General features: G+C 37.0%; 17 protein-coding genes. 10 read left to right on the forward strand and 7 right to left on the reverse strand.

Going from position 1 to position 18,308, the window contains the following annotated elements:
* The first annotated feature begins 127 nt into the window (after positions 1–127).
* The 9 genes from GWJ01_RS16270 (at position 128) to GWJ01_RS16310 (ending at position 8,311) form a co-directional block, all read left to right on the forward strand.
* Positions 128–841 carry an AzlC family ABC transporter permease gene (locus GWJ01_RS16270; RefSeq protein ID WP_237585721.1) on the forward strand — a complete coding sequence of 238 codons (714 nt, stop codon included), beginning with the start codon at positions 128–130 and terminating at the stop codon, positions 839–841.
* Positions 838–1,152, forward strand: a complete 315-nt coding sequence (locus GWJ01_RS16275; protein WP_109402306.1) for an AzlD domain-containing protein — start codon at positions 838–840, stop codon at positions 1,150–1,152. The genes GWJ01_RS16270 and GWJ01_RS16275 overlap by 4 nt, the downstream gene beginning before the upstream one ends.
* A 313-nt stretch (positions 1,153–1,465) precedes the next feature.
* Complete coding sequence (locus tag GWJ01_RS16280) at positions 1,466–2,710, forward strand: PfkB family carbohydrate kinase (RefSeq protein ID WP_098942785.1); 1,245 nt, start codon at positions 1,466–1,468, stop codon at positions 2,708–2,710.
* A complete protein-coding gene (locus GWJ01_RS16285; RefSeq protein ID WP_109402305.1) occupies positions 2,710–3,654 on the forward strand; it encodes a tripartite tricarboxylate transporter substrate binding protein in 945 nt (314 codons plus the stop codon). The genes GWJ01_RS16280 and GWJ01_RS16285 overlap by 1 nt, the downstream gene beginning before the upstream one ends.
* Positions 3,655–3,685: 31 nt before the next feature.
* Complete coding sequence (locus GWJ01_RS16290; RefSeq protein ID WP_161711316.1) at positions 3,686–4,123, forward strand: tripartite tricarboxylate transporter TctB family protein; 438 nt, start codon at positions 3,686–3,688, stop codon at positions 4,121–4,123.
* Between the two features lie 15 nt (positions 4,124–4,138).
* Entirely contained in the window at positions 4,139–5,629 is a 1,491-nt protein-coding gene (locus GWJ01_RS16295) for a tripartite tricarboxylate transporter permease (RefSeq protein ID WP_109402303.1), read from the forward strand.
* A gap of 148 nt (positions 5,630–5,777) precedes the next feature.
* Positions 5,778–6,773 carry a dihydroxyacetone kinase subunit DhaK gene (locus tag GWJ01_RS16300; RefSeq protein WP_109402302.1) on the forward strand — a complete coding sequence of 332 codons (996 nt, stop codon included), beginning with the start codon at positions 5,778–5,780 and terminating at the stop codon, positions 6,771–6,773.
* Positions 6,774–6,775: 2 nt separating this feature from the next.
* Complete coding sequence (locus GWJ01_RS16305) at positions 6,776–7,381, forward strand: dihydroxyacetone kinase subunit L (protein WP_202611243.1); 606 nt, start codon at positions 6,776–6,778, stop codon at positions 7,379–7,381.
* A gap of 18 nt (positions 7,382–7,399) precedes the next feature.
* Entirely contained in the window at positions 7,400–8,311 is a 912-nt protein-coding gene (locus tag GWJ01_RS16310; RefSeq protein ID WP_161711317.1) for a dihydrodipicolinate synthase family protein, read from the forward strand.
* 123 nt (positions 8,312–8,434) lie between these two features.
* Here GWJ01_RS16310 and GWJ01_RS16315 read toward each other — a convergent pair whose 3' ends face one another.
* The 4 genes from GWJ01_RS16315 to GWJ01_RS16330 form a co-directional block, all read right to left on the reverse strand.
* Positions 8,435–9,403, reverse strand: coding sequence for a threo-3-hydroxy-L-aspartate ammonia-lyase (locus tag GWJ01_RS16315; RefSeq protein ID WP_109402300.1), 969 nt, complete (start codon positions 9,401–9,403; stop codon positions 8,435–8,437).
* Complete coding sequence (locus GWJ01_RS16320; protein WP_161711318.1) at positions 9,396–9,797, reverse strand: RidA family protein; 402 nt, start codon at positions 9,795–9,797, stop codon at positions 9,396–9,398. Before GWJ01_RS16320 ends, GWJ01_RS16315 begins: the two co-directional genes overlap by 8 nt.
* Before the next feature lie 76 nt (positions 9,798–9,873).
* The gene (locus GWJ01_RS16325) at positions 9,874–10,641 is read right to left on the reverse strand and encodes a hypothetical protein (RefSeq protein WP_161711319.1); all 768 of its coding nucleotides are present in this window, start codon (positions 10,639–10,641) and stop codon (positions 9,874–9,876) included.
* 138 nt (positions 10,642–10,779) lie between these two features.
* Positions 10,780–12,195 (reverse strand): MFS transporter, encoded by a 1,416-nt coding sequence (locus GWJ01_RS16330; RefSeq protein ID WP_161711320.1) that lies wholly within the window; start codon positions 12,193–12,195, stop codon positions 10,780–10,782.
* Positions 12,196–12,288: 93 nt separating this feature from the next.
* Between GWJ01_RS16330 and GWJ01_RS16335 the strand changes: the two genes are divergently transcribed.
* Positions 12,289–12,939: a helix-turn-helix transcriptional regulator gene (locus GWJ01_RS16335; RefSeq protein WP_109402296.1), complete on the forward strand. Its 651-nt coding sequence runs from the start codon at positions 12,289–12,291 to the stop codon at positions 12,937–12,939.
* An 86-nt stretch (positions 12,940–13,025) separates the two neighbouring features.
* Here the strand turns inward: GWJ01_RS16335 and glgP are convergent, their stop codons facing one another.
* From glgP to glgC, 3 genes are read right to left on the reverse strand one after another with little or no spacing between them, the layout of a single operon-like run.
* Positions 13,026–15,476: a glycogen/starch/alpha-glucan family phosphorylase gene (gene glgP, locus GWJ01_RS16340; RefSeq protein WP_161711321.1), complete on the reverse strand. Its 2,451-nt coding sequence runs from the start codon at positions 15,474–15,476 to the stop codon at positions 13,026–13,028.
* 45 nt (positions 15,477–15,521) lie between these two features.
* The gene (gene glgA, locus GWJ01_RS16345) at positions 15,522–16,955 is read right to left on the reverse strand and encodes a glycogen synthase GlgA (RefSeq protein ID WP_161711322.1); all 1,434 of its coding nucleotides are present in this window, start codon (positions 16,953–16,955) and stop codon (positions 15,522–15,524) included.
* Entirely contained in the window at positions 16,952–18,301 is a 1,350-nt protein-coding gene (gene glgC, locus GWJ01_RS16350) for a glucose-1-phosphate adenylyltransferase (protein ID WP_109402293.1), read from the reverse strand. The genes glgA and glgC overlap by 4 nt, the downstream gene beginning before the upstream one ends.
* Positions 18,302–18,308 lie beyond the last annotated feature (7 nt).

The raw sequence follows: 18,308 nt of genomic DNA on the forward strand, positions 1-18,308 counted from the left end.
ATAAATGATAGTAAAAAAATACAGCGTAATAAAAAAACAAAATAGCAATTTTATACAATCCCATTTATCTTTACTGACTGATAATCATTCTCCATAGAATTAATGCATTAGAAGTGAAGACAGGTAAATGGAAAAAATCAAAAATAATAATGAAGATAGGCAAGTAATGTGTACTTTCGGCCTTGGTGCTTTGCATGTTTTGCCTTTATGCCTTGCAGTTATTCCTTGGGGAATATTAGCAGGATCAATGGCAGTTGATGCAGGGTTGAGCTTTGCTCAAAGTGTCGGAATGTCTGCAATTATATTTGCAGGAGCTGCACAACTAGTCACACTAGGATTAGTGGTTTCTGGTGCAGGAATGATGACCATTATTGTTTCTGTCTTTTTTATTACAGCACAACATCTTTTATACGGATTGACCTTACGTCCACATGTTGCCCATTTAAAATGGTATCAACGTATCACGATAGGTTTTTTATTAACGGATGAGCTTTTTGCCGTTTCAGCACAACCAAAAGTAAAACTCACACCCGCTTATATGATAGGTGCGGGATTATGTTTTTATTTAGCGTGGGTGGCTGTCAGTATTGTTGGCATTATTATGGCAAGTCAAGTTTCTGATTTATCTCGTTATCATCTTGATTTTTCTATTGTTGCTACTTTATTAGCGATTGTTATTCCGTTAATAAAAACATTTAGTACGTTAGTCGGCGTTATTGTCTCTTTTTGTCTCTCGATTATTTTTAGTTGGTTGAATATAGAAGGTGGCGTAGTTATTGGTGGATTAACAGGCATGTTTATTGCTGTTTGTGTCGCTAGAGCAAGAGGAGAACAAAAATGACATGGTCGTTATTATTAATTTTGGCACTGGTCATTTTCATGTTGCGTTATTTCTTTCTTGAACCGGCGATCCCCGTCAAATTACCGTCAGTGATCAGACAAGCATTAGGATATTCTGCACCTTGTTTATTAACAGCAATCTGTGCGCCAATCGTGCTGTTAGAAAAAGGAGAATTTAAAGGTTTTTTAGATAATCCTTATCTTTGGGGAACCTTATTATGTGTAGGATTGGCGCTTAAAATACGTAATACCTTAGTGGTGGTTTTACTCACATTAGTGGGTTTTTATTTGCTTAATGCCTTGTTAAATTAAATATCAAGGTGATTTTATCTAACATAATATTTACATTTTAGAATTATCATTTCTGTAATAATATAAGTCGTTATTTTATCAGCCGTCTTTGAACGGCTGATTCTACCTCTCTTTTCTTAATCACCATTCTTTATTCGACTCGTTTCACCTCTCACTTTTAACGTATACCAATTGATATTGTGTTAAAGAAATGTGATCTAAATTGCTTCGGTTTGGTTTTGCTTTTGCTTTTGGTTTTTTGTTTTGAATACCATCGCAGAATCACTGACCTAATCTCCTTATTCTCGTTATCAATGATACGGAGGCACTTTATATGTTTTCAGAAGAACGGCGGCAGGAAATTTACACCATCATCAGGGAACAAAAGAAAGTTAAAGTGGCTCAGCTTGCGGAAAGATTCAGTGTCACATTAGAAACTATCCGCAGTGATTTGAAATACCTTGAAGGAGAAGGGTTGATCAAACGTTGTCATGGTGGCGCCATACTAGGGAAACAAGAAATTAAAAAAATAAGTAAATTTAGTGATAGTTTTGATATTTCATGTTTATTGCACGATTTATTAATCGTGAGAGAACGTAAAGATAGAAAGCCTGAAGGCAAAGTCTGTGTGCTTGGGTCGTTTGTGGTAGATATTATTGCCAATGTCGATTCTTTTCCAAAAGTTGGTGAGTTAATTAACTCTAAAAGTAATTCGATAGGCCCTGGTGGAAAAGGAACAAATCAAGCAATGGCTGCCAGTTTTTCTGATGCGAAAGTGCACTTAATAACGAAAGTGGGTGAAGATCATTTTAGTAAATACGCTTATAAATATTTACAAGAAAGTGGGATTGATTCTTTTACTATTTTTCAAACAGAAATAGAACCAACAGGTAGTTCAATTAGTTATTTAGCTGATAAAACACAAAATAATATTACAGCGACTTATTTAGGTGCGAACAATACATTCTCAGATCAAGAAATTGATATTTCTTTGCCTTATGTAAGTGAAGCTGATGTGTTATTGCTCCAAGGTGAAATTAATATAGAAGCCAATATTAAAGCCGCACTGTTTGCAAAATCAGTTAATAAAACAGTTGTACTTAATGTTGCACCTTATAACGAAAACCTAAAGCAACTTTATTCAAATCTTGATTTTATTACCTTAAATGCGAATCAAGCATCACATTGGGCTGACATTGAAATAAACGATATTAATGACGCTAAACAGGCTATTGACGTTATTTCAGGTGATGAAAACAAGAAAGTCATTATCTATATGGATGAGCTTGGTGTGGTTTATTTTGATGGACGAGCCACATTTCATATACCCCCAATGCCATCGTTGCGAGTGGATACGATGGCAGCCACGGATGCTTTTAATGGCGCATTTGCTTCAAAAATAGCGGCGGGAGGCACAATGCATGAGAGTGTATTATTTGCCAGTGCTTTCCTCTCTGCATTTATAGAACAAAAAGGCGTAACAGCAATGCCTGTGCTTTCTCAAGTTCAGGCTCGCCTTAAATCAAGGCTCGAAGATATTCGACCACACATAATCTGCAATGAGAAAAGGTGCATATAATGAAAAAAACACTTCTGGCATTTACCCTATGCAGTTCCATTTTTACACTTCCGGCTTTTGCTCAATACCCTGAAAAGCCGATTACTATTGTTGTTCCTTGGGCTGCTGGAGGTAATACTGATACAGTTGCACGCCTAGCAGCTAAAGGGCTACAAGAAGAATTGGGCGTGACTGTTAATGTGGTAAATAAAACTGGCGGTAGTGGAGTTGTAGGTCACGATGCGATTAAAAATGCAAAGCCCGATGGTTACACGCTGGGGATTGCAACAGTTGAAATTACCATGATGCATCATCAGGGAATGACGAATTTAACTTATCAAGATTACACACCGATTACACGCCTTGCCGTTATTTATGGTGGATTACAAGTTGGAAAATCTTCGCCATTTAAAAATGCACAGGAAATTATTGATTACGCGAAAACAAATCCGGGCAAGTTAAAAGCATCGGGTAGCGGCTTAAATTCAATCTGGCATCTCAATACGATTGGTATGTTGCGTGCCGCAGGGTTACCTGATAACGCCATTCGCTTTATTCCATCACAAGGTGCAAGTGCTGCATTACAAGAGCTTGCTTCTGGTGGTGTTGATATTGTGACTTCTTCATTAGGTGAAGCGGACAGCATGGTAAAAGCTGGATTAGTGAAACATATGGCAGTTATGTCAAATGAGAAATCGGCTTTTTATCCTGATGTACCGTTATTCAAAGAAGCCACACCTTATAATTGGGATCTGCAAGCGTGGAATATGCTAGTTGCGCCAAAAGGGCTAGATAAAGAAGTACAAGATAAACTCACTGCGGCAATGAAAAAAGTGTATGCCTCTGGTGAATTAGCCGAGTTTGCAAATAAACAAGGTTTTGAAGTTATCGAATTATATGGCGATGATGCCACTCAATTTATGGCCAATGAAGATAAAAAGTTTGGTGAAATTATAAAGAAATAACTGAGGAAACGGCTGAACAACAGCCGTTTTTATGCCTATGCTAAATCGTCATATTATATCGCTAATATTTTGTTGCTTTGGTTTATTTCTTATTGTTTATAGTGCGTATTCATTAGGTGATTTTAGTGAATATGGTGCCGCATTTATGCCTTCCATTATTGGCGGTGGCATGATTATATTTTCATTAATCGATATATTTTCACGTGATCAAGAAAGTGATATTCCATTAGTTTCATGGCATGAAATCAAATTTGTTTTATTAATTATTGGCATTATTCTTTTTTATGTTTTTGCATCAGATTATCTAGGTTTTATTTTAACAGGTTTAATTATTACAGCACCGCTAATGATGAAGTATGCAATAACAAAACCTATATACAGTTTTATTATTTCAGCCAGTGTGGTGTTAGGTGTGTATTACTTATTTACCGCTGTACTGTTAGTACCGCTACCTCAGCTATTTTCATAAATAGAGAACAACAGTATGGATATATTAATTAGCGCCCTTGCTTATATTGATTACACAACAATACTTGTCATTATTGGTGCTTGTTTATTTGGCTTATTTGTTGGTGCAATTCCTGGGTTAACATCAACAATGGCCATCGCATTAATGGTGCCATTTACTTTTTTCCTCGATCCCATACCTGCATTAGCCTTAATGATTTCTGTCGGAGCCTCTTCTATATTTGCAGGCGATATTCCTGGTGCCTTATTAAATATTCCGGGTACGCCAGCATCGGCAGCCTATACCAATGATGCGCACTCTTTAGTTAAAGAGGGCAAAACAAACCGCGTACTGGGCATGTCATTAACAAGCTCTGTCATTGGTGGCGTTATCGGTACGATTATATTAGCGTCCACAGCACCAATTTTAGCTGAGTTTGCTTTAAAATTTAGCTCTTATGAATATATGTGGCTCTCTTTAATTGGGCTTAGCTGCGCAACCATAGTTTCAGGTTCACATATTCGAAAAAGCCTATTAGCGCTGTTCTTTGGTATCGCACTAGCCACTATTGGTTACGATGAGTTTACCGGACAAGCTCGCTTTACTTTTGGTGAAGTCTCTTTAATGCAAGGAGTAAGCTTTATTCCAGCAATGATAGGATTATTTGCAATTTCGGGTGCAATTAAATATTACGTTGAACGTTGGAAAAAAAAGCAAATTACGCTAAACGAAGCGAATGCCGAAAATAACTCTTACAATATTTTTAAAGGGGTTGGTGGCGTTGTTCGCCAACGTAAAGGCGGTATTTTCCGTAGCGGAATAATAGGAACATTAATTGGTGCTTTACCGGGTGCTGGCGCCGATATTGCGGCATGGATCTCGTATGCTGTTTCAAAGAAGCTCTCTAAAAAACCAGAGAAATATGGTCATGGCTCTGAGGAAGGTATTGTTGATGCTTCAGCGAGCAATAATGCAAGCTTAGCAGGAAGTTGGATACCTTCTTTAGTCTTTGGTATTCCGGGCGATTCTGCGGCTGCAATTATTATTGGTGTATTGTATATGAAAGATATGCAACCAGGGCCAACACTGTTTTTATTCAATCCTGATAAGTTATATGCCGTTTTTATTATTTTCTTTATCGCTAACCTAATTTTATTACCGATTGCTTTTATTGTTGTCAATTTATTGAAAAAGATTGTTGCTATTGATAATGCGATTATCTATCCAGCAATTATCTTATTTAGTCTTGTCGGCTCTTATGCAATCACAAATACGATGTCTTCTATTGTTGTTATGTTGGTAATGGGCGTTATCGGCTATTTCCTTCAAGAACGAAAATTCCCAATATCACCGATTATTTTGGGCATGATCTTAGGGCCAATGTTAGAAAAGAATTTACTCTCATCATTAATGAAATCTGATGGTGACTTAATTAATTTCGTTAACAGACCTATTTCGATGGTATTAGCAAGTGTATTTCTACTCATTGTAGTAATGCAAATTAGAGGTGCATTTAAAGCTAAATAAAATAACCTATTTAATACTCATATTTATTATTAAACATTTAATCATAGAGAGATACTTTTTTAAGTATCAGGGAAAACTCACCTTAAATAAAGTCAGTTTATTTAAGGTGTCAGAAATCAGCAGATAAATAAAAATATCGGGTGATCACATGAAAAAAATATTAAATAAGCCAGAAAATTATGTCAATGAAACATTAGCAGGTTTATGCCTTGCTCATAGTGATATTTATCGCCAACCACAGTCAAGATTGATTACTCGTTCGAAAAAAACAGATAAGCCCAAAGTGGGGATTGTAACTGGCGGTGGTTCAGGTCACTTACCTGTATTTACCGGATATGTCGGTGAAGGGTTACTCGATGCTGCCGCTGTAGGTGATGTTTTTGCTTCGCCTTCAGCAGATTTAATGGCCGATGCCATTCGTGAAGCCAACAATGGCTTAGGTGTATTGCTACTTTATGGTAATTACGGTGGCGATATTATGAATTTTGATATGGCGACTGAAACGGTTGATTTTGAAGATGATATTCGTTGTACAACTGTTTTAGCCGCTGATGATGTGGCTTCAGCAAAACCAGAAGAAGCGCACAAACGCCGTGGTGTTGCTGGGATGATCTATGGTTTTAAAATGGCAGGAGCAAAAGCAGAAGAAGGTGCAACGCTTGATGAAGTTACGCGTATTGCTCAAAAAACCATGGAAAACACCCGAACTATTGGCTGTGCGTTGACATCTTGTACCTTACCCGCAGTAGGCCATCCTACTTTTGAAATTGGTGAAGATGAAATGGAAATGGGGATGGGCATTCACGGTGAGCCAGGAATTTGGCGTGATAAATTACGTAGTGCAGATGATATTGCACAAGAGATGTTTGAACGTCTACAAACGGAATTATCATTAAAAGCAGGGGATAAAGTCTCTGTATTAGTTAACTCTTTAGGCGCAACGCCATTAGAAGAGCTTTATATTCTGTACAATAAAATTGCACAACTGATCAATAAAACAGGTGCAACCATTGTGCACCCATTGGTCGGCCGTTATGCCACATCTATGGAAATGACAGGTGCAAGCTTAACATTGTGCAAGTTAGATGAGGAGCTAGAAGCCTTGATGAATGCACCGGCTCATTGTGCATTCTGGAGGGTATAACGATGAATATTACACTTGAAATGCTCAAACAAGCGGTTGTGCGTATCGCCATCGCTTGTGAGCAATCTCAACCAATGCTTTGTGAAGCAGATAGCCGCCTAGGTGATGGGGATTTGGGGATCACCATGCAAAAAGGCTGGCGGCAAATTGCCGACGATTCACATGATTGGCCTGATGATCTCAGCAAAGCATTTTTTCAATGCAGTAAATCATTACAAAAAGCCTGTGCTTCTTCTTTTGGTACATTGCAAGCAACAGCTTTTATGGCCATGGCAAAATATTGCAAAGAAAACCAACTTCAAGAAATATCGCCCTCCGACATTTCACCGCTATTAACCGTTGCCTATCAAAGCATGATGGCGAGAGGAAAAGGGGAATTAGGGCAAAAATCTGTACTCGATATTCTTTACCATTTATCTGAAGCGTTAAAACCCATTTTAGCTATCGATAATCTAAAAGCAGTAGCCTTACAAAGCATCGATAGTACGCTTAATGAATACCGCCAAAAACCTAATTTATTAGGTCGAGCTCGTATGTTCCCAGAAAAATCTATTGGTTTAGATGATCCGGGTATGTTGGCAATTAAAGTTATTGTTGAAGCAATCTGATTTAATAAAGGTCTTTATATGAAAAAATTATTTGGCGTTACAGTGGCAATGGTTACTCCGTTTGATTTGAACGATCAAGTGGATATTAAAGCGTTATCTGCATTAACTGAAATGTTAGTAACCAAGGGTGTTGATTGCCTTTATCCTTGTGGTACAACAGGTGAGATGTTGCGTTTATCCGCGTTAGAACGTAAAAATGTTGCAAAAACCGTTGTCGAAACGGCGAATAAACGTTTACCTGTCTTTATTCATGTTGGTGCAATGACATTAAATGAAACCATTGAATTAGCCAAACATGCTGTTGAAGTTGGTGCTGATGGTATTGGTGTGGTGACACCACAATTTTTTAGTGCAACAGACAGAGAATTAGAAAATTATTTTGTAACAGTAGCAAACAGCGTACCGGATAATTTCCCTGTTTATCTGTATAACATTCCCCAATGTGCTGCAAATAATATAAAGCCTGAATTAGCGGCAAAAGTACAACAACAGTGTAAAAATGTAATTGGTATTAAATACAGTTTTGCTGATAACAATACAACATTAAGTTATCTTGCGGTTGCAGAAGGTTTTTCAGTTCTTCACGGCTACGACAAATTATTCTTAGGGTTATTAGATGCAGGTTGTGATGGTACAGTTTCAGGTTGTGCTTGTGTGTTCCCTGAGCCATTTGTGAATATGTATAAAGCCTATATTGCAGGTAACTATCAAGAAGCGAAACATTGGCAACAATTTTGTGTGAAATTTAGTGATGCACTTAAGTCTGGTGCGAATATGGCAATATTTAAATCAGCATTAACTATGCGTGGTTTAGATGGTGGTCATATGCGTTTGCCACAACTGGATTTATTGTCTGATGAAAATCAACAACTAAAAGAAAATCTAACTCAATTATGTAAAGAAGCAGGTATCACTTTTTCACTTAATTAAACAGTGATCAAATAAACGCCCCCGTTATTTTAATTGATTGGGGTTGTATGTTGATCCTTTCAAGCAGTATAGGCTTTTCTATACTGCTTTTTTAATATTAGGACATACATAAGGGGCAATGGTTTATTGTGCTAAAAAGTGACCATATTGCGCGATATCGACATTACCGCCACTGATAATAATACCGATTTTTTTACCTTTAAATTTATCACCAAATTGACGCGCTGCGGCTAAACTTAAACAACCCGTTGGCTCTACAATTATTTTCATTCGCTGGGCGTAAAACTGCATAGCCGAAATTAACTCTTCATCTGTTGCAGTTAAAATATCGTCCACATTATTACGAATAATCTCAAAAGTATAATTGCCTAGATGCTGAGTTTGCGCGCCATCTGCAATTGTTTTCGGGGTATCAATATGAATGATTTCGCCTTTGCGTAATGATTGTTGTCCGTCATTTCCAGCTAAAGGCTCAACACCGTATATTTTACATTGCGGTGAGAGGGCTTTGGTTGATAATAAAGAGCCAGAAAGTAATCCACCACCACCTAATGGAACAAATAGCATATCTAATTCACCCACTTCATCGAATAGCTCTTTGGCAGCAGTACCTTGCCCCGCAATAATATGAGGGTGATCGTAAGGTGGAATTAATGTTAAGCCTTCTTTTTGTGCTAATTGTTGCCCAATTTCTTCGCGATCTTCTGTATAACGATTATAAGTGATCACACGACCACCATAGCCTTTTGTTGCTTCCATTTTTGCCTTTGGTGCATCTTCAGGCATGATAATTGTTGCAGGAATACCTAATAGCTTTGCCGATAAGGCAATTGCCTGAGCATGATTACCTGATGAAAAAGTCACAACACCATTTTTACATTGTTGATCATTAAATTGAGATAACGCATTCATCGCACCACGGAATTTAAATGCTCCCATTCGTTGAAAGTTTTCACACTTAAAATAAAACTGTGCTCCTGTTAGCTCATTAATCGTGCGAGAGGTTAAAACAGGTGTTTTATTAAGATAAGGCAGAATGCGTTGATGGGCTTCTGCAACATCTTTATAGGTAGGAATAGACAACTTATTCATAAGATTGCTCCTTGATCACCACGGCTTCAATTTCAATTTTGCTCCCAAAATGGAGCTCTTTTACACCTGCGACTAATCTTGCTGGTCTGTGCTCACCAATCCATTTTGCGTATAGTTCATTAACAATAGGCCACTCGTTAATATCTGTCACATAGACTTTAACTTGAGCAATATCGGTTTTCTTTGCATTAATTCCGAGAAGACAAGCATTTAAGTTTTCAAGCACTTGTGTAATTTGAACTTCAACGGGCTTGTCTGCCAATGGATTACCTTGTTTATCTAAGGGTAATAACCCAGAAATAAACGACATATTGTTTGCAGTCACAACATGAGAGTAATGCCCACCAGGGGATGAGAGGGCATCAATATTTTGTAGTGTAAGATGTGAGGTCATTGCGGTTTCTTATTTCACTTAAGTTAGATAAAATGTATATCTATTTATACGCAATGTCTAAAACTAGATCAATAGTTTAATTTTTACAGAAAGCGAGTGTAAATACAGGATAAAAAGAAAAACCACCTAATTCACTTTTAGGAACACCGAATTTTCGTTGCGCTATTTCTTTAATTGCTTCTTTTATTTCAGAAAAATTAACTTTATTTTCATTTCCTGATAAAAAATTGTAGATATTTCCAGCCAATAAACAATAGACTTCATATTTTAAATATGAGTTATCAGAAATTCCCAAATCATCTATTGCTTTTACTACTTCAGGAATATCTTGTAATTGCTGGATCAGTGTACTTTGAGCAACGTTACTATCTAGTTCTAGATTAAATTCATGAGATATTAAAGAAAATAAACATTGCTTAGTCTCTTTATCCACAATAATCTTTTCATTACGATATAAATTGTCAATTGTCCGATTAATTATTGAAGAAGGGAGAACTTTCTTTTCATTTATCCACCAATCTAAAATATTGTCATCTACTTTTTTATAGGCTTCATTTAATAAACTTGTTGATTTTTCTGGGTTTTTTATATCGACCCTGTAAGAGGATATTTCTTCTGGTGTATATAGATCTCGTATTTTTGATATTAATTTTTTACTGAGATCCGCAATGTCTACAGTGATCTCTTTTCTTTTATTATTATCACATATGGAGATATCTAAATAGGTGTTTTTAATATTTTTTATATTATTTAAAAAATTCCCATAATTATTTAATGGTTCTTTGTTAAAAACAACATTAGAATTATTATTTAAAATTGCAGGTTTTGAAAAAATATTTGTCATAAAAACTCCTTTTATCGTTAAAAGGTATTTTGACAGAATAAAAAATAGGATCTTTCATAAATAAAACCAATGTTTTAATAAAAAAGAGGCGAAAATATATCACCTCTTTTGTGTTTTATATGACATTAAAAATAAGGATTAATAAGAACAACGCGTTATTTTCCATGCCGTATAAATCGCCATTAACGGTGCTAATGCTAAAAATAAGAATAGAGCAGATGCAGAAGAAGAAAGCCCTTCAGGAGTACCACTATTAAAACCATTCAAGTTAACTATCATACCTGCAAATGCAGAGCCTAATGCGGTTGCAAACAGTTGTACGGTTGTAATTGAAGCGCCTGCAATATCTTTATCTTGCGTGGAAGCAGCTTGCAATATACGAGTTAATAAATGAGGCCAACCAAAACCAATACCATAACCCACCAAGAACAACGCAAATAAAATAATAAAAAGACTAACCGCGTTTTCTGATTGCAGTAGTGGGTTTGGAATAACAAAAGCCAACACCAGCAAACCGATAAAAACAATAATAGGGCCACTTAAAATACTAAAACGCATTTTAGCACCTTGCCAACTTGCGCTAATTACTTCAGCAACTGTCCAACCTAATGCCATTAATGCACTCATATAACCTGAAGCTAAAGGTGTTTGCATATGTAAGCTTTGTAGATAATAAGGGACAAAGATCTCACAAGTCATACCAATAGCTAATAACGAAATAGTTAAATACAAAAGTGCATGTAAAGAGAGACCTTTAAACGTATTAGTGGGTAGCAATCGAACAGCAAGGCGTTTCTCACAAAAAATAAGCACACCAATTAAACCAAACACAACCACGATACTCAGTAAATTAATGGTAAGTGAGGAAGAAAGACTACCCGATGAAATAAGCAGAACGGCAACTGTTAAAATTATTAACTGAAGATAAGGCAAGCTTTGTGATGTTGATTTTGGAGCGTCATTGTCATTCTTGGGTAAGATAAACCACAGATAAATTCCATAAAAAAGCATGATAGGTAGCATAATACCAAAGGCATAACGCCAAGCATCTAATTGAGCAAAAATACCGCCAATAGCAGGGCCAATTAATGTAGCAACACCCCACATACCTGAAATTAATGCCATTGCTCTTGGCCATAATGCTTGATCGTAAACGATATTTACCATGGCGTAAGAAAGGGCAAATAAAAGCCCACCACCAAGGCCCTGAACAAATCGACCAATTAGCATCACTTCCATTTTAGGTGCAACTGCACACAACAAACTACCAATAAAAAATAATACTGTACTGGCTAAATAGGCACCTTTAGCGCCCAACAAATTGAGCAAACGAGCAGATAATACTGAGCCAATAATTGAAGCTGCTACAAATAGCGTGGTATTCCATGCATATAATCCCATTCCACCAATATCAGTTACAACAGAAGGCAAAATAGTGGTTGCCATTAAAATATTAATCGCGTGGATCACGACACCAAAAGAGAGGGCAAAGGAAATTGCACCATTCCGTCCTGAAAAGAGATCACGCCATTGGCTATTATTATTTGGGTGCATTAGAAAAAATATCCTTCTTTTATTGCTATTACGACATAGCTTCGTTAAATTACCAAGGTAAAACTTGGATAAATAAATACTGAGACGCTTAATATGTCAAGAAAAAACTTGGAATATAATTATCCTGCTCAACGTACTGTTGGCGATAAAATTCTATTTTTAATTAAAAAACATGGGCCTATGCAAGCAAATGAGATTGGGCAACGTCTTGGTACAAGTGGTGAAGCCGCAAGACAACAATTTGTAAAACTTGCTAATGCAGGACTTGTTGAAGCGATAACTGAACCAAAAGGTGTTGGAAGACCTATTCAATATTGGCATTTAACCGAATTAGGACAGAAACAATTTCCTGATACACATGCTGAATTAACCGCTCAGATTTTACTGACTATTCGTGAAGAATTGGGTGAAAGTGCTATCGAAAAAATTATTTTAGCACGAAAGAAACAGAGTTATCAGCGCTACACACAAGCAATAAAAGATTCAGATGAACTCACAGACCGTTTAGATATTTTAGCCACACTGCGTAGCCAAGAGGGCTATATGGCACACTGGGAGCAAGTAAAAGATAACGAGTATCTTTTTATTGAAGATCATTGCCCAATTTGTGCAGCAGCTAAAGTGTGCCAAGGTTTTTGTAATACAGAGAAAGAGCTATTTTCTGAAACACTAGGGGTAGAACTACAACGTGTTGAATATATCTTAGAAGGCGCAAGACGTTGTGCCTACCGTATTAAAATCTAATTTTATTAAACCGCTTAACCAATAAAAGCAAAAACCGCGCAATAAAGCGCGGTTACTGTTCTGTCCTTAGAAATTTAGCTTAATTTTTACAATGTAATCGCAGAAGCTTTCCAAATTCGTTGCATATATTCTGTTACCGCGCGATCCGCAGAGAAATAGCCCATTTGGCAGATATTTAACGCGGATTTTTTCAACCAAGCATCTTCATCTTGATAAAGCACATCAACATTATCTTGCGTATCAACATAACTACGATAATCGGCTAATACCTGATAATGATCACCAAATTCAATTAAGCTATCGAAAATTGATTTGTATTTATCAGGATAAGTTGGATTAAAGAAACCATTAGCGATTTGATTAAGCGCAGTGTGTAATTCGATATCTTCATCGTAATAACGACGAGGGGAATAACGCTGTCTTAACTCTGCCACTTCTTGTGCATTGTGACCAAAGATAAACATATTATCAAAACCAACATGCTCACCAATTTCAATATTAGCACCGTCAAGTGTACCGATAGTTAATGCGCCATTTAGGGCAAATTTCATATTCCCTGTACCAGAAGCTTCTGTTCCTGCTAATGATATTTGCTCAGATAAATCTGCAGCTGGAATAATGTGTTGCGCTAAGCTTACGCCGTAATTAGGAATAAAGATCACTTTTAGTTTGTCTTTAATTCGCTCGTCATTATTAATCTTATTGGCAATATCGTTGATAAGATTGATAATTTTCTTCGCATTATAATAAGCTGATGCAGCCTTACCTCCAAAAATAAATACGCGAGGTACCCAGTTTTTCTCTGGATTTTCTAAAATGCGATTATAACGAGTGATAATGCCTAACACATTGAGAAGTTGGCGTTTATATTCATGAATACGCTTGATTTGCACATCAAACAGCGCATCAGGGTTAATATCAATATTTAAATCTTCCTTAATGATTTGCGCAAGATTTTGTTTATTGATACGTTTTGAATCTTTTAATTGGCGCAAGAAATTTTTATCTTTCACCAATGGCATTAACTCACCCAACTGCTCTAAATTGGTTCGCCAATTAGTACCAATATGGCTATCAATTGCTTGAGAGAGAGATGGATTTGCTAATGCCAGCCAACGACGTGGTGTGATCCCATTGGTAATATTGCAGAATTTCTTAGGATAGATCATCGCAAAATCAGCAAATAAAGATTGCACCATTAATTGGCTATGAAGCTCAGAAACACCATTAACCTGATGACTAATAATAACCGCTAACCATGCCATACGAACATTACGGCCATTTTCTTCATCAATAATAGAAACACGACGTAATAAGTCGTTATCGTTAGGGAATTGCTCTCTAACTTGTTTCAAAAATTTATCATTGATTTGGAAAATGATTTGTAAATGACGAGGAAGCGAACGACCAAGCATATCAACAGGCCAAGTCTCTAATGCTTCACCCATTAATGTATGGTTGGTGTATGAGAATATATGAATAGTTTGTTCCCATGCTTCATCCCAACTAAATCCATGATTATCAATTAGCTGACGCATTAGTTCAGGAATAGCAAGAACAGGGTGAGTGTCATTAAGATGAATTGCAATAAAATCTTTTAGATTATCAAAGCGTTGATGCAAATGATAATGACGTTGCAAAATATCTTGAACAGAAGCACTTACTAAGAAATATTCTTGTTGTAAACGCAATATTTTACCTGATGTTGTTGAATCATCAGGATAAAGAATACGAGAAATATTTTCAGAGCGATCTTTAGCCTCTGTTGCCTCTAAATATTCACCTTTATTAAATTTACCTAAGTTAAACGCCACATTTGATTTAGCTGACCATAAACGAATGGTATCTGTCGCTTGTGTGTTATAACCCGGAACAATAGAGTCATAAGGTTGTGCCATTACGTTGAAAGTATCAACCCAATAATTTTTCTCACCTTCTTGCTGTAAACGTCCGCCAAAATCTACTTCAAATTGCAGATCATGACGAGGGAATTCCCAAGGGTTACCTTTTTCAAGCCAGTTATCCGCAACTTCATGTTGTTCGCCATTCTGAATTTGTTGGCGGAACATTCCGTATTCATAACGAATACCATAACCCGTAACGGGATAACCTAATGTGGCACAAGAATCAAGGAAACAAGCAGCCAAACGACCTAAACCACCATTACCTAAACCAGGATCGGGCTCAAGTTCGATTTGTTTTTCAAGATCAAGACCTAACTCTTTTAAAGCCTCTTTAACTTCGTGATAAACACCTAAAGAGAGCATGGCATTGGTTAAAAAACGCCCCATAAGAAATTCCATCGAAATGTAATAAACCTGTTTTACTTTCGGTGAAAGCTCTGCTTTGGTTGATTTTAACCAGCGTTCAACTAAACGGTCTCTAATGGCATAAGAGGTTGCATTTAACCAATCTGTTGGTGTTGCATATTTTGGCGACGTACCAACAATAAACATTAGTTTATAAACAATAGAACGTTTTAATGATTCAATATCCTTATCAGGTGATAAATAATCAAACTCACATAAATTTTTCATTATAAATCTCTTTTTGTTATCCACTGGCTCGAATAGACCTCATATCTATAAATGTTGATACAGTGTCGCATACGTTTTTGCAGCGGTTTCCCAACTAAAAATAGTTTGATTCATGCCATCAGTTTGAGCTTGTTGCCACTGTTTAGGCATACTCCATAAGGTAAAAGCACGATTAATAGCCTGACGCAAAGAGTCAGTTGTCGCTTCATAGAAAACAAAACCTGTAGCTTGGTGATGCGCTAAATTTTCTAATGAACAATCATTAACCGTATCGGCTAATCCGCCCGTGTATCTCACTAAAGGTAGGGCTCCATATTTCAAGCCATATAACTGAGTTAATCCACAAGGTTCAAAACGACTAGGCACCATAATCACATCAGCACCGGCGACAACTTGGTGTGAAAAACTTTCGTCATAACCAATATGAACCGCTACATTTTGAGGATACTGTTGTTGTGCGTGTAAAAATGCCGCTTCAAGGTGACTATCGCCAGTACCTAATAAAACAAACTGACCACCTTGTTCAACGATATTAGGAAGCGTTTCAATAACTAAATCGAGCCCTTTTTGCGAAGTTAAACGACTGACAGCCGCAAAAAGAGGAGCATTATTTTTGACAGGTAAACCACATTTTTTCTGTAATGCAGTTTTGTTTTCTAAACGCTTATTCAGGTTTTTAACATCATAACGACGTGTAATTAAGCTATCTTTTGCAGGATCCCAAACCGCCTCATCAACGCCATTTAAGATGCCACTTAATCGCTGTTCATAAGCACGTTGACGCAATAACCCCTCTAAACCGTAGCCAAATTCTTGAGTGGTTATCTCTTTGGCATAAGTTGGGCTGACTGTCGTAATGTGGTTAGCATAAAAAAGACCTGCTTTTAGGAATGAAATTTGTCCGTAATATTCCAGTCCATTAATTGAAAAACTGTAATCAGGTAATTCAAGTTGATGCAGATGATAAGGTGAGAATTCACCTTTATAAGCCAGATTATGAACAGTAAAAACAGATTTTGCTGAATAATGTTTAAATGCTAAATAGGCACAAGCAAGTCCTGCATGCCAATCATGGGCGTGAACAATATCAGCTCGCCATAAAGGATCTAATCCCGCTGATAATTCGCTTGCCACCCAACCTAATAAAGCAAAACGAAAGACATTATCACCATAAGGATGTTGATGTTGATCGTGATAAGGACTACCAGTACGTTGATAAAGATGAGGTGCATCAATAAGATAAATATCAACACCTTGGTATTGGCCATAAAGCAGAGAAATATTACCTGCAAAGGTATCGATATTAGTCACTAATTTGAGATCGGGGATATTATCTTTGATAGCAGGAAACGCGGGTATAACAACCCGTGCATCTAAGCCTATTTTTTTCTGAGCTAAAGGCAAAGAGCCCATAACATCAGCTAATCCCCCTGTTTTTAGCAGGGGGAATAGTTCAGAACAACAGTGAAGGACATTCACGAAAATGCCTCCTCATTTTGAGGTTTTTTTTCTGCAGTTGTTTCAGTTGGATTTTCTTTTTCATTAAGTGCGAGTTGCTCAAGCATTTCTCTTGTTACAAGCACAATACCTTCTTCAGTACGGTGGAAACGTGCCGCATCTTCTTCGGCATTCATCCCAATAACAGTACCTTCTGGAATAGTACAGCTACGCTCAATAATGCAGCGTTTTAAGTAGCAATGATGGCTCACAGTCACATCAGGTAAAATCACGGAATCTTCGATATGGCAGAAAGATTCAACGCGAACTAATGGGAATAGGATAGATGAATAGAGTGTTGATCCATTGATAATACAACCGTCAGCAATCAAGGAGTTCATCATTTGTCCATGTTCACCATGATTATCTTGGACAAATTTAGCTGGCGGTAACGGAGTCATAAAGGTACGGATTGGCCAATCTTTCGCATACATATCAAGCTCTGGTGTTACAGAGGCTAAGTCGAGGTTAGCAGACCAATATGCTTCAATAGTTCCTACATCGCGCCAGTATGGTGGTACTGAAGGATCTGAACTGACACAAGAGAGTTCAAATGGGTGAGCAAGAACATCGCCACGTTCAGTAATTTTAGGAATGATATCTTGGCCAAAGTCATGGTGTGAATTTGGATCACGGCTATCTTCTTCTAATAAATCAAAGAGGTAATCTCTATCAACCACATAAATACCCATACTTGCTAATGAATGTTCAGGATCATCAGGAATACAAGGTGGGTTTGATGGTTTTTCTAAGAAATTGAGTACTCGACGATTTTCATCGATATCCATAATACCAAATTGGAATGCATCTTCTTTAGGAACACGAATACAAGCCACTGTGAATTTTGATTTATTTTCAACGTGATCAAGTAATAAACGGGCGTAGTTCATTTTATAAATATGATCGCCAGCTAAAATAACGACATATTTTGCTTTGTAGCTACGAAGAATATCGAGGTTTTGATAGATAGCATCAGCGGTACCCATATACCAATGTTCGGTATTACAACGTTGCTGAGCCGGTAATAAATCAACAAACTCATTCATATCTTCGTTGAAGAATGACCAACCACGCTGAATATGTTGAACTAAAGAGTGTGACTGATATTGGGTAATTACACCAATACGACGGATCCCTGAGTTAAGACAGTTTGATAGCGTAAAGTCGATAATTCGAAATTTCCCACCAAAGAAAACCGCCGGTTTAGCACGTTTTGAAGTCAATGCTTTTAAGCGTGTACCACGACCTCCCGCTAAAACGAGTGCAATTGCCTCTTTAGGAAGTTGTTGTGCCAACATTAATTTTTGGCCTTGTTCTGTTGTCATCATAGTTATA

Source organism: Proteus sp. G2618, assembly GCF_009915995.1.
Lineage (GTDB): Bacteria > Pseudomonadota > Gammaproteobacteria > Enterobacterales > Enterobacteriaceae > Proteus > Proteus terrae.

Coding starts and splice junctions, on each gene's coding strand:
- GWJ01_RS16270 (WP_237585721.1), top strand. CDS start 128: ATGGAAAAAATCAAAAATAATAATGAAGATAGGCAAGTAATGTGTACT.
- GWJ01_RS16275 (WP_109402306.1), top strand. CDS start 838: ATGACATGGTCGTTATTATTAATTTTGGCACTGGTCATTTTCATGTTG.
- GWJ01_RS16280 (WP_098942785.1), top strand. CDS start 1,466: ATGTTTTCAGAAGAACGGCGGCAGGAAATTTACACCATCATCAGGGAA.
- GWJ01_RS16285 (WP_109402305.1), top strand. CDS start 2,710: ATGAAAAAAACACTTCTGGCATTTACCCTATGCAGTTCCATTTTTACA.
- GWJ01_RS16290 (WP_161711316.1), top strand. CDS start 3,686: ATGCCTATGCTAAATCGTCATATTATATCGCTAATATTTTGTTGCTTT.
- GWJ01_RS16295 (WP_109402303.1), top strand. CDS start 4,139: ATGGATATATTAATTAGCGCCCTTGCTTATATTGATTACACAACAATA.
- GWJ01_RS16300 (WP_109402302.1), top strand. CDS start 5,778: ATGAAAAAAATATTAAATAAGCCAGAAAATTATGTCAATGAAACATTA.
- GWJ01_RS16305 (WP_202611243.1), top strand. CDS start 6,776: ATGAATATTACACTTGAAATGCTCAAACAAGCGGTTGTGCGTATCGCC.
- GWJ01_RS16310 (WP_161711317.1), top strand. CDS start 7,400: ATGAAAAAATTATTTGGCGTTACAGTGGCAATGGTTACTCCGTTTGAT.
- GWJ01_RS16315 (WP_109402300.1), bottom strand. CDS start 9,403: ATGAATAAGTTGTCTATTCCTACCTATAAAGATGTTGCAGAAGCCCAT.
- GWJ01_RS16320 (WP_161711318.1), bottom strand. CDS start 9,797: ATGACCTCACATCTTACACTACAAAATATTGATGCCCTCTCATCCCCT.
- GWJ01_RS16325 (WP_161711319.1), bottom strand. CDS start 10,641: ATGACAAATATTTTTTCAAAACCTGCAATTTTAAATAATAATTCTAAT.
- GWJ01_RS16330 (WP_161711320.1), bottom strand. CDS start 12,195: ATGCACCCAAATAATAATAGCCAATGGCGTGATCTCTTTTCAGGACGG.
- GWJ01_RS16335 (WP_109402296.1), top strand. CDS start 12,289: ATGTCAAGAAAAAACTTGGAATATAATTATCCTGCTCAACGTACTGTT.
- glgP (WP_161711321.1), bottom strand. CDS start 15,476: ATGAAAAATTTATGTGAGTTTGATTATTTATCACCTGATAAGGATATT.
- glgC (WP_109402293.1), bottom strand. CDS start 18,301: ATGATGACAACAGAACAAGGCCAAAAATTAATGTTGGCACAACAACTT.